This is a genomic window from Micromonospora sp. CPCC 205561 (assembly GCF_036906775.1).
GTDB lineage: Bacteria > Actinomycetota > Actinomycetes > Mycobacteriales > Micromonosporaceae > Micromonospora.
Genome location: NZ_JBAKHV010000096.1, coordinates 1 through 10,979, shown reverse-complemented (window position 1 = coordinate 10,979; position 10,979 = coordinate 1). Strand labels below are relative to the sequence as shown.

At 72.4% G+C, this 10,979-nt stretch carries 8 protein-coding genes; 1 reads left to right on the top strand and 7 read right to left on the bottom strand.

Features of this window, described 5'->3' with window-relative positions; all coding sequences use genetic code 11:
* Positions 1–561: 561 nt before the first annotated feature.
* From V6V16_RS27305 to lysS, 3 genes are all read right to left on the bottom strand, one after another.
* The gene (locus V6V16_RS27305) at positions 562–3,093 is read right to left on the bottom strand and encodes an ATP-dependent Clp protease ATP-binding subunit (RefSeq protein WP_334566727.1); all 2,532 of its coding nucleotides are present in this window, start codon (positions 3,091–3,093) and stop codon (positions 562–564) included.
* 461 nt (positions 3,094–3,554) lie between these two features.
* Complete coding sequence (locus tag V6V16_RS27300) at positions 3,555–3,905, bottom strand: histone-like nucleoid-structuring protein Lsr2 (RefSeq protein WP_334566726.1); 351 nt, start codon at positions 3,903–3,905, stop codon at positions 3,555–3,557.
* A gap of 110 nt (positions 3,906–4,015) precedes the next feature.
* Positions 4,016–5,524 carry a lysine--tRNA ligase gene (lysS, locus tag V6V16_RS27295; RefSeq protein WP_334566724.1) on the bottom strand — a complete coding sequence of 503 codons (1,509 nt, stop codon included), beginning with the start codon at positions 5,522–5,524 and terminating at the stop codon, positions 4,016–4,018.
* Positions 5,525–5,614: 90 nt separating this feature from the next.
* Between lysS and V6V16_RS27290 the strand changes: the two genes are divergently transcribed.
* Positions 5,615–6,355 (top strand): class I SAM-dependent methyltransferase, encoded by a 741-nt coding sequence (locus tag V6V16_RS27290; RefSeq protein WP_334566722.1) that lies wholly within the window; start codon positions 5,615–5,617, stop codon positions 6,353–6,355.
* A gap of 29 nt (positions 6,356–6,384) precedes the next feature.
* Here V6V16_RS27290 and V6V16_RS27285 read toward each other — a convergent pair whose 3' ends face one another.
* From V6V16_RS27285 to V6V16_RS27270, 4 genes are all read right to left on the bottom strand, one after another.
* Positions 6,385–7,143 carry a type III pantothenate kinase gene (locus V6V16_RS27285; protein WP_334566721.1) on the bottom strand — a complete coding sequence of 253 codons (759 nt, stop codon included), beginning with the start codon at positions 7,141–7,143 and terminating at the stop codon, positions 6,385–6,387.
* Positions 7,144–7,175: 32 nt separating this feature from the next.
* Positions 7,176–8,072 carry a carboxylating nicotinate-nucleotide diphosphorylase gene (nadC, locus tag V6V16_RS27280; RefSeq protein ID WP_334566718.1) on the bottom strand — a complete coding sequence of 299 codons (897 nt, stop codon included), beginning with the start codon at positions 8,070–8,072 and terminating at the stop codon, positions 7,176–7,178.
* Positions 8,069–9,763, bottom strand: a complete 1,695-nt coding sequence (locus V6V16_RS27275) for an L-aspartate oxidase (RefSeq protein ID WP_334566716.1) — start codon at positions 9,761–9,763, stop codon at positions 8,069–8,071. Before V6V16_RS27275 ends, nadC begins: the two co-directional genes overlap by 4 nt.
* Before the next feature lie 113 nt (positions 9,764–9,876).
* A complete protein-coding gene (locus V6V16_RS27270; protein ID WP_334566714.1) occupies positions 9,877–10,770 on the bottom strand; it encodes a septum formation family protein in 894 nt (297 codons plus the stop codon).
* Between the last annotated feature and the right edge of the window lie 209 nt (positions 10,771–10,979).

The following is a 10,979-nucleotide window of genomic DNA, read 5'->3' as shown; positions in this document are numbered from 1 at the left end:
GATGGTTACAACGACCCGGGCCCCCGACCCATGCCGGCCGGGCCGGTGGCGCCCGCCACCACAGACCCCCACATACCGGACACCGTGGCGTGATCCCCGCGGATCCCCGGCGGCGGCGGGGGGTGGGCCCTGCTGCCCCTTTCGAGCTGATGTCACAGACGATTCAGACACCCCGACGACGTCGCCACGTCGCAAACCCACCACACCAGCCGGTCGTTGACCCATGCCGCAAAACGCCTCAAGGCCCAGCCCGAGGGCACCAGGGCTCGCGGACAGATCAGAAACCAGCCGAGGGACGCCCAGCCGTGGCCGGGCTGTCCGACGCGGACCCGGCCGGCCGTGATGACGCAAACGACTCAGCTCGACAGGGCCGGGGCGGTCCACCCGTCGACGACGCGACCGGCGTCGCGCGTGGCAGGCACCGTCGGCAGGCGTCAGCGACGGTCGGGCAGGCGTCAGCGGCGGGAGGCACGCCACCGGGCACCGGGATTTCCGCCACGGAAGAGGGCGACGGCCCGGTGGCTGGTGCCACCGGGCCGCCGCCCTTCGTGTTCTTCGGCCCTACTCGTCCGCGCCCGCGGCGGCGGTGCCGCCGAGGTCCGCCGGGACGGCGTCCGGCACGGTGGCCGGCCGATCCGCGCCCTTGAAGACGAGCTTGGACTTGTCGATGTCGTTCGGGTCGCCCTCGCAGTCCACCACCACGATCTGACCCGGGGTCAGCTCGTTGAAGAGGATCCGCTCGGAGAGGTTGTCCTCGATGTCGCGCTGGATCGTGCGACGCAGCGGACGCGCACCGAGCACCGGGTCGAAGCCCTTGGCCGCCAGGTACTTCTTGGCGTTGTCCGTCAGCTCCAGGCCCATGTCCTTGTTGCGCAGCTGGCCTTCGATCCGGGCGATCATGATGTCGACGATCGACAGGATCTCCAGCTGGCGCAGCTGGTGGAAGACGATGGTGTCGTCGATCCGGTTCAGGAACTCAGGCCGGAAGTGCTGCTTGAGCTCGTCGTTGACCTTCTGCTTCATCCGGTCGTAGTTGGAGTCGGAGTCCTCCGACGCCTGGAAACCGAGCGAGACCGCCTTGGCGACGTCGCGCGTGCCCAGGTTGGTGGTCAGGATGATGACCGTGTTCTTGAAGTCAACGATCCGGCCCTGGCCGTCGGTGAGCCGCCCGTCCTCCAGGATCTGGAGCAGCGTGTTGAACACGTCCGGGTGGGCCTTCTCGATCTCGTCGAAGAGGACCACCGAGAACGGCCGACGCCGCACCTTCTCGGTCAGCTGCCCGCCCTCGTCGTAGCCGACGTAGCCGGGAGGGGCACCCACGAGCCGGGAGACGGTGTAGCGGTCGTGGAACTCGGACATGTCCAGCTGGATGAGGGCGTCCTCGCTGCCGAACAGGAACTCCGCGAGCGCCTTGGAGAGCTCGGTCTTACCGACGCCGGACGGGCCGGCGAAGATGAACGAGCCCGACGGGCGCTTCGGGTCCTTCAGGCCGGCCCGGGTGCGCCGGATCGCCTTCGAGACCGCCTTGACCGCGTCCTCCTGGCCGATGACGCGCTTGTGCAGCTCGTCCTCCATGCGCAGCAGGCGCGAGGTCTCCTCCTCGGTCAGCTTGTAGACCGGGATGCCGGTCCAGTTGCCGAGCACCTCGGCGATCTGCTCGTCGTCGACCTCGCTGACGACGTCCAGGTCACCGGCCTTCCACTCCTTCTCGCGCTGCGCCTTCTGGCCGAGCAGCTGCTTCTCCTTGTCGCGCAGCTGGGCGGCGCGCTCGAAGTCCTGCGCGTCGATCGCGGACTCCTTGTCGCGACGCACCTGGGCGATGCGCTCGTCGAAGTCACGCAGGTCCGGCGGCGCGGTCATCCGGCGGATCCGCATCCGGGCGCCGGCCTCGTCGATCAGGTCGATCGCCTTGTCCGGCAGGAAGCGGTCGGAGATGTAGCGGTCGGCCAGCGTCGCGGCGGCCACGAGGGCCGCGTCCGTGATCGAGACGCGGTGGTGCGCCTCGTAACGGTCCCGCAGGCCCTTGAGGATCTCGATCGTGTGGGCCAGCGACGGCTCACCCACCTGGATCGGCTGGAAGCGGCGCTCGAGGGCGGCGTCCTTCTCCAGGTGCTTGCGGTATTCGTCGAGCGTCGTCGCGCCGATGGTCTGCAGCTCGCCGCGGGCCAGCATCGGCTTGAGGATGCTCGCCGCGTCGATCGCGCCCTCGGCGGCGCCGGCACCGACCAGAGTGTGGATCTCGTCGATGAAGAGGATGATGTCGCCGCGGGTGCGGATCTCCTTGAGCACCTTCTTCAGGCGCTCCTCGAAGTCACCGCGGTAGCGGGAACCGGCGACCAGGGCACCGAGGTCGAGGGTGTAGAGCTGCTTGTCCTTCAGCGTCTCGGGCACCTCGCCCTTGATGATCTTCTGGGACAGCCCCTCCACCACGGCGGTCTTGCCGACGCCGGGCTCACCGATCAGGACCGGGTTGTTCTTGGTGCGGCGGGAGAGCACCTGCATGACCCGCTCGATTTCCTTCTCGCGCCCGATGACCGGGTCGAGCTTGCCCTCGCGGGCGGCCTGGGTCAGGTTCCGGCCGAACTGGTCCAGCACGAGGCTGGTGGACGGCGCGGCCTCGCCCGGCGCGGCGCCCGCCGCGGCCGGCTCCTTGCCCTGGTAGCCCGAGAGCAGCTGGATCACCTGCTGGCGGACCCGGTTGAGATCGGCGCCGAGCTTGACCAGCACCTGGGCGGCGACGCCCTCGCCCTCACGGATCAGCCCGAGCAGGATGTGCTCCGTGCCGATGTAGTTGTGGCCGAGCTGAAGCGCCTCGCGCAGCGACAGCTCAAGCACCTTCTTGGCCCGCGGCGTGAACGGGATGTGCCCGCTCGGCGCCTGCTGGCCCTGGCCGATGATCTCCTCAACCTGCTGCCGCACACCCTCCAGGGAGATGCCGAGGCTCTCCAGAGCCTTGGCGGCGACGCCCTCACCCTCGTGGATCAGGCCCAGCAGGATGTGCTCCGTACCGATGTAGTTGTGGTTGAGCATCCGGGCCTCTTCTTGGGCCAGGACGACAACCCGTCGCGCTCGGTCGGTGAACCGCTCGAACATGCCCTCGTGCTCCTCACGTGCCGTGCGCACTCGATCTTGATGGTCAAGAAGTCGTGGCGGGGCCGGTGCGCGGACGACCGGGACGGGCGTCCGTGCCTCCTTACTCTATCGCCGCGAGCCGACTCCGCTGAGGTCGTGTGTCCCCGTCGGGAGCGGTGTACGCGTCGTTCTACACAACCGTCCGCGCTCAGGGCGTGTTCCGGTACCCCTGCCTGTACGCGCAGAGCGAAATTCGACCACCGCCACGGAACCCGTCCCGCGGGTCGCGACGGCGGCGACGCGGCCCCCACGAGGGCCGGACCGGAGTCGTCCACAGGCTGTGGACAGAGTCTCCACCGGCTGTGGACAACGTCCGTCGGGACGAGATTCTTCCCGCTGCGGCGCGGTCGCGGGCGGATACGGCGACGCCGGCCCGGAGTGGTGCTCCGGTCCGGCGTCGGTGTCGCCCGTCGCGGTCGCGGTCAGTGGCCGGCCTTGGCGTGGTACTCGTCGACGATCTCCTGCGGGATCCGACCCCGGTCGGAGATGTCCTTGCCGGCCTTCTTGGCCCAGGACCGGATCGCCTTGTTCTGCTCCCGGTCGGCGGTCGCCCCGCCCCGACCGCGCGCGGCCCGGCCGCCCACGACCACGCCGCCCCGGCCCACCTTGGTGCCGTGGGCGATGTACTGGGCGAATACCTCACGCAATTTCTCGGCGTTCGGGCTCGACAGGTCGATCTCGTACTGCACGCCGTCGAGCGCGAACTTGACGGTCTCGTCAGCGTCCCCGCCGTCCAGGTCATCGACCAGCTTATGAATGATCTGCTTGGCCACGTCCCACATTCCTTTCGAGCAGGGTGCTCCTGCAATCCAAGAGCACAATAACCCGCGCGCCGCTTGTCACGTCAATAGGATGCGGTAACGACCCGGTCGAGATGCGCCGACTACTCGGGGCGAACCAGGGGGAAGAGGATGGTTTCCCGAATTCCGAGGCCGGTGAGCGCCATCAGGAGCCGGTCGATTCCCATTCCCATACCCCCGGCCGGCGGCATTCCGTACTCCATCGCCCGGAGAAAGTCCTCGTCCAGCCGCATGGCCTCGTCGTCGCCGCGGGCGGCGAGCTGCGCCTGGGCCACCAGCCGCTCCCGCTGCACCACCGGGTCCACCAGCTCGGAGTACGCGGTCCCCAGCTCGAAGCCGAGCACGTAGAGGTCCCACTTCTCGGCCAGCCCGGGCTCGCTGCGGTGCGCCCGGGTGAGCGGGCTCGTCTCCTCCGGGTAGTCGCGGACGAAGGTGGGCGCCTGGAGGCTCGGCACGACCAGTTCCTCGAACAGTTCCTCCGCCAGCTTGCCGGGGCCCCACTTCGGGTCGACCGCCAGGCCGACCTTGTCGGCGTACTCGGCCAGGCGGGCGCGCTCGGTGCGCACCGTGACCTCCTCGCCGAGCGCCTCGGAAAGCACCCCGAAGAGGGTCACCGAGCGCCACTCGCCGCCGAGATCGAACTCCCGGCCGTCGGCGTGCGTCACCACGGTCGAGCCGCTGACGGCCATCGCCGCCCGCTGCACCAGATTGCGGGTCAGCTCCGCCATGGTGTCGTAGTCGCCGTACGCCTCGTATGCCTCGAGCATCGCGAACTCGGGCGAGTGCGAAGAGTCGACACCCTCATTACGGAAGTTGCGGTTGATCTCGAAGACCCGGTCGACGCCGCCGACGACCGCCCGCTTGAGAAACAGTTCCGGTGCGATTCGCAGATACAGATCGGTGCTCAACGCATTGCTGTGGGTCACGAATGGCCGGGCCGCCGCGCCGCCGTGCAGCAGCTGGAGCATCGGGGTCTCCACCTCGACGAAGTCCCGCTCGTGCAGCGCGTCGCGCAGGCTGCGCACGGTCGCCGCCCGGGTGCGCACCATCTGGCGGGCCTGCGGCCGGACGATCAGGTCCACGTAGCGCTGCCGGACCCGTGCCTCCTCGCTCAGCGGCTTGTGCGCCACCGGGAGCGGGCGCAGCGCCTTCGCGGTGACGGCCCACCGCTCGGCCAGCACGGAGAGCTCGCCGCGCCGGCTGGTGATCACCTCGCCGGTCACCCCGACCAGGTCGCCGAGGTCGACCAGGCGCTTCCAGTCGTTGAGCCGCTCGGCGCCGACCCGGTCGAGGGAGAGCATGGCCTGCAACTCCGTGCCGTCGCCGTCGCGCAGGGTGGCGAAGCAGAGCTTGCCGGTGTTGCGTACGAAGATCACCCGGCCGGTGACCGAGACCTGGTCGCCCGTGGCGGTGTCGGTGGGCAGCTCGGCGTACTTCTCGCGGATCGCGGCCAGCGTGCTGGTGCGGGGGAACCCGATCGGGTACGGCTCGACTCCCTCGGCGAGCATCCGGTCCCGCTTCTCCCGGCGGACCTTCATCTGCTCGGGAAGGTCGTCGGCGGGATCGACTGGCACGGGGTTCTGCTCGGTCACGGCACGCTTCCTCAGAAGGAGATTTCGGGCGGGGTCAGGCCCGAGCGTACTCAAGGCACCGCGGAGGCGTTACGGGATAACCTGCCCGCCATGACCGACCCCACTCACGCCCTCTCCTTCGGCGCCGCCGCCGGCGACTACGACCGCTTCCGGCCGCGCTACCCGGAGGCGGCCGTCCGGTGGGCCCTCGACGGGCTGGACGCGCCCGCCCGCGTCGTCGACCTGGGCGCCGGCACCGGCATCCTGACCCGCGGCGTGCTCGCCCTCGGCCACCACGTGGTGCCGGTCGAGCCGGACCCGGGGATGCGGGCCCAGCTGGAGACCGCCACCCCGGGCACCCCGGCCCTCGCCGGCAGCGCCGAGTCGGTGCCGCTGCCGGACGGCGCGGCCGACGCGGTCCTCGCCGGACAGGCGTACCACTGGTTCGACCCGGAGCGCGCGCACGCCGAGATCGCCCGGCTGCTGCGGCCCGGTGGCCTCCTCGCGCCGATCTGGAACCTGCGCGACGAGCGGACCGCCTGGGTGGCGGAGCTGGCCAGGATCGCCCGGTTGGGGGACAGCCCCGACGACCTGGCCGGCCGGTTCGGCGACTTCGGGCCGGCGTTCGAGCCGGCCGAGCAGGCCTGGTTCGCGCACCGGCCCACGCTGACCCCCGACGAGCTGGTCGGCATGGTCCGGACCCGCTCGTACTACCTCACCGCCGACCCGGGGCGGCGCCGGGACGTCGACCGGGAGCTTCGCGAGCTGCTGGACACCCATCCGGAGCTGGCCGGGCGGGAGCGCTTCGAGCTGCCGTACCGCACGCTCGTCTGCCGCGCCCGGCGACGCTGAGGCCCGGACGGCGCCTGGCCCCGGCGGGGTCAGAGGTTGCGCTCGTAGACCATCCGCAGGCCGATCAGGGTGATCATCGGCTCGTGGTGGGTGATCGTGCGGCACTCGTTGATCACCAGCGAGGCCAGCCCGCCGGTGGCGATCACCGCGCTCACCTCACCCAGCTCCTCGATCATCCGCTCGACGATCCGGTCCACCTGCCCGGCGAAGCCGAAGTAGAGACCGGACTGGAGGCACTCGACGGTGTTCTTGCCGATCACCGACCGGGGCTTCGTCGCCTCCACCTTGCGCAGCTGGGCGGCCCGGGCGGCGAGCGCGTCGAAGGAGATCTCGATGCCCGGCGCGAAGGCGCCGCCGAGGAACTCCCCCCGGCCGCTGATCACGTCGAAGTTGGTGGTGGTGCCGAAGTCCACGACGATCGACGGCCCGCCGAAGAGGGTGTACGCGGCCAGGGTGTTGACCACCCGGTCGGCGCCCACCTCCTTCGGGTTGTCGATGGCGAGCTGCACGCCGGTGCGCACCCCGGGCTCGACGATCACGCTCGGCAGGTCGGCGTAGTAGCGGGACAGCATCGTACGCAGCGAGCGCAGCGCGGCCGGCACCGTCGAGCAGGCCGCGACCCCGGTGATCTCGACGGCGTCCCCGGCGAGCAGGCCCCGGAACTTCAGGCCCAGCTCGTCGGCCGTCGACCGCGCATCGGTCTTGATCCGCCAGGAGTGCACCAGCTTGTCGCCGTCGAAGGTCGCCAGCACGGTGTTGGTGTTTCCGATGTCGATGCAGAGCAGCACGCACGCAGCCTAGACAACGGGCGGGCGCCGGTTCACCCGGTGCGCAGGTCCATCGCGATGTCGAGGATGGGCGAGGAGTGCGTCAGCGCCCCGACCGAGAGGAAGTCGACGCCGGTCGCCGCGTACCGCGCCGCCACGTCGAGGGTCAGCCCGCCGGTCGCCTCCAGCTCCGCCCGGTCCCCCACCGAGGCGACCACCTCGGTGAGCATCTCCGGGGTCATGTTGTCCAGCAGCAGGAAGTCCGCCCCGGCCTCGACCGCCTCCACCGCCTCGGCGACCGTGTCCACCTCCACCTGCACCGGCACGTCGGGGAACGTCTCCCGGACCCGGCGGAACGCCGCCGTGATGCCGCCCGCCGCCAGCTTGTGGTTGTCCTTGATCATCGCGACGTCGTGCAGGCCCATGCGCTTGTTCGTGCCGCCGCCGGCCCGCACCGCGTACTTCTCCAGGGCGCGCAGGCCAGGGGTGGTCTTGCGGGTGTCGAGCACCATCGCCTTCGTGCCCTCCAGCGCGTCCGCCCAGGCCCGGGTGTGGGTGGCCACCCCGGAGAGCCGGCAGAGCAGGTTGAGCGCCGTCCGCTCGGCGGTGAGCAGCAGCCGCGTCGGGCCGGTCACCGTGGCCAGCACGTCGCCGCGCGCCACCCGCGCGCCGTCGTGGGCCACCACCGACACCTCGACCGTACGGCCACCGCCGGCCACCTCGCCGACCAGCTCGAACACGGCCGCCGCCACGGCCAGCCCGGCCACCACGCCGTCGGCGCGGGCCACCAGGTCGGCCGTGTCGACCTGCCCGGCCGGAACGGTGGCGACGCTGGTGACGTCCAGGAAGTCCGGCCCCAGGTCCTCGGCGAGCGCGTCGGAGATCACCCGCCGCACCCCCGCCGGGTCCAGGCCGGCCTCCCGCAGTGCCCGTTCCGTCGACTCCGTCATCGGGTCCCCTCCCACGCTTGCGTCAGCCGGCCCTGCGCCCCGACCGCGCCGACGAGATGGCCGTGCCACCGCTCGTCGGCCGTCGGGAAGTCCTCCCGCCAGTGGCAGCCCCGGGTCTCCCGGCGGGCGTACGCGGCGGCGACCAGCGTCGACGCCACGGTGATCAGGTTCGTCGCCTCCCAGTCGGCCGTCCGGGGCCGGCCCCGGCCCGCGCCGAGCCCGGTCAGCACGCCGGCGGTCCCGGCCAGTGTCTCCGCCGAGCGGAGCACGCCCGCGCCCCGGGTCATCGCCCGTTGCAGCGTCGGCGTCGCCTCGGCCGGCAGCACCCAGCCCTCGCCGCCCACCCAGGCGCCCGTCGACGCCGGCTGGGCCTGCTCGGGCAGCCCGGCCGCGACGTCCTCGGCGATCCGGCGGGAGAAGACGAGCCCCTCCAGCAGCGAGTTGCTGGCCAACCGGTTCGCGCCGTGCACACCGGTGCAGGCGACCTCGCCGCAGGCGTACAGCCCGGGGATGGAGGTGCGGCCGCGCAGATCGGTGCGGACGCCGCCGGAGGCGTAGTGCGCGGCCGGGGCAACCGGGATCAGGTCGGTCGCCGGGTCGACCCCGATGGCCAGGCAGGAGGCGACGATGGTCGGGAAGCGCCGGGCCAGGAAGTCCCCGCCCAGGTGCCGGGCGTCGAGGAAGACGTGGTCCGCGCCGGTGGCCAGCAGTACCCGGTGGATGCCCTTGGCCACCACGTCCCGGGGGGCCAGCTCGGCCAGCTCGTGCTGCCCGACCATGAACCGCTTGCCGTCGCCGTCGACCAGGTGGGCGCCCTCGCCGCGCAACGCCTCGGAGACGAGCGGCTGCTGGGCGTGCCCGGCGCCGGGCACGCCGGCACCGGCCGGGGTGATCAGCGCGGTCGGGTGGAACTGGACGAACTCCACGTCGGTGACCGCCGCGCCGGCCCGCATCGCGAGGGCCACCCCGTCCCCGGTCGACACCGCCGGGTTGGTGGTGGCCGCGTAGATCTGGCCCATTCCGCCGGTGGCCAGGACGACCGCGCGGGCCAGGATGGCGCCCACGCCGTCCTCGCTGCCCTCGCCGAGCACGTGCAGGGTGATGCCGCAGGCCGCGCCGAGCCCGCCGGGGCCGTCCCCGGGGGCACGCAGCAGGTCCAGCACCAGGGCGTGCTCGACCAGCCGGATCCACGGGTCGCGGCGGACGGCGGCGTGCAGCGCGCGCTGCACCTCGGCCCCGGTGGCGTCGCCGCCCGCGTGCACGATCCGGTCCGCCCGGTGTCCGCCCTCCCGGGTGAGCATCAGCGAACCGTCCGGGTTGCGGTCGAACTCCGCCCCGATCCGCATCAGCTCGCGCAGCCGCGTCGGGCCCTCCCCGGCGAGCACCCGTACCGCCGCCGGGTCGCAGAGCCCCACGCCGGCGATCTCGGTGTCCGAGGCGTGCGCCGTCGGGGTGTCGTGCGGATCGAGCACGGCGGCGATGCCACCCTGCGCCCAGCGGGTCGACCCGTCGTCGATATTGACCTTGGTGACCACCGTGACGTGCAGCCCCGCCTCGCGCAGGTGCAGCGCGGCGGTGAGCCCCGCCACCCCGGAGCCGACGACGATCACGTCGGTGGTCTCCACCCAGCCGGGCGCGGGGGCGGCCAGCAGTCTGGGCAGCGCCGGCAGGTCGACGGTCGGAAGGTCCATCCCCACAGTCAACCCGAAGGACCCTCACGGGGGGCGGCGGGGGCGGGACGAGTGGTTTGGGCCATCGCGTCCGCCCGTCGTCCGCGGGCGTCGCGGCCGGGCCGGACGGGCCGCTACCTAGTGCGGACGGGGAGGGCCGCGGGCCCCGCCCCCCGCAGGGAGCCGGTCACCGTACGGTCGTCGAGCCAGAGATAGCAGCGGACGCCCCGGTCGCCGACGCGCCACCGGCCCACGCCCGGCGGGCGGACCACCACGCCGCTGCGGAAGCGCAGGTCGGCGTCGTCGGGCACGCCCACGTAGCGGCCGAGCGTCGAGCGGCAGCCGGCGTACAGCGGGGCCCAGTCGGCGGGTCGGGTCGGGTACGGGCGGTCGGGCGCCCGCCACACCCCGACGAACTCGGCGTCGTGCCGGGTGGCGCAGTCGACCGGGCGGAGCGTACGCACGGAACCGCCGGCGGAACGGGCCTCCTGGCAGCCCAGTCGCAGCGGCGACGGCCCCCGCAGCGCGTCGCGGAGGCTGCCGGTGCGCAGCACCACCTTGGCGGCGGCCTCGACGGTGTCCACCTCGCTCAGGTCGCACCGGTACCAGCGGGCGCCGGCCGCCCAGCCCGGCCCGGAGGGCAGCGCCACCGCCAGCCGGAGCCGCCCGGAGCGCCACTCGGCACCCACGTACCCGGTCGCCCTGGTGTCGCAGTCGGCGAAGGCGCCCCGCAGCTCGGCGGAACCGCCCGGCGGCGGGGCGGGCCGCCCGGCCGGGAAGGCGCCGACGTGCACGGTCTCGACGCGGTGCGGGGCGGCGCACTCCACCGGCGCGTACGCCGCCAGGGTCAGCACGTCGGTGAAGTCGGCGACCTGGCACACCCCGGCGGCCGGGGTGAAGGGCCCGGGCGCGGAGAGGGCGGCCCAGTCGTCGACCAGGTCACCGTCCAGCCCGCCGGAGTCGGCGCAGCCGGCCAGGAGGGCGGCCGTGGTGACGGCCGCGAGCAGGGTGGTCATCGCACGGCGCATCGCGGCCTCCCCCAGCCACCCGCGTCTCTCGACGGGCACCCAGACTACCCACCGCCAACCCTCCGGTGACAGACCGCATCGACGCCCACTTACCCCTCACCCGCGCGATCTTGCAGTTGCCGCCCGGGGACAAACAGCGCGAAGAGGGCGGAAAGCCGCGCAACGCGGGCCCGAAGTGCAAGATCGCGGAAGAAAGGGGGCGGGGGGGT

Bases quoted from the DNA above. Each gene is read 5' to 3' on its own strand.
- nadC (WP_334566718.1), bottom strand. From the start codon at position 8,072: ATGACGGAGTCGACGGAACGGGCACTGCGGGAGGCCGGCCTGGACCCG.
- V6V16_RS27275 (WP_334566716.1), bottom strand. From the start codon at position 9,763: ATGGACCTTCCGACCGTCGACCTGCCGGCGCTGCCCAGACTGCTGGCC.
- V6V16_RS27270 (WP_334566714.1), bottom strand. From the start codon at position 10,770: ATGCGCCGTGCGATGACCACCCTGCTCGCGGCCGTCACCACGGCCGCC.
- V6V16_RS27305 (WP_334566727.1), bottom strand. From the start codon at position 3,093: ATGTTCGAGCGGTTCACCGACCGAGCGCGACGGGTTGTCGTCCTGGCC.
- V6V16_RS27290 (WP_334566722.1), top strand. From the start codon at position 5,615: ATGACCGACCCCACTCACGCCCTCTCCTTCGGCGCCGCCGCCGGCGAC.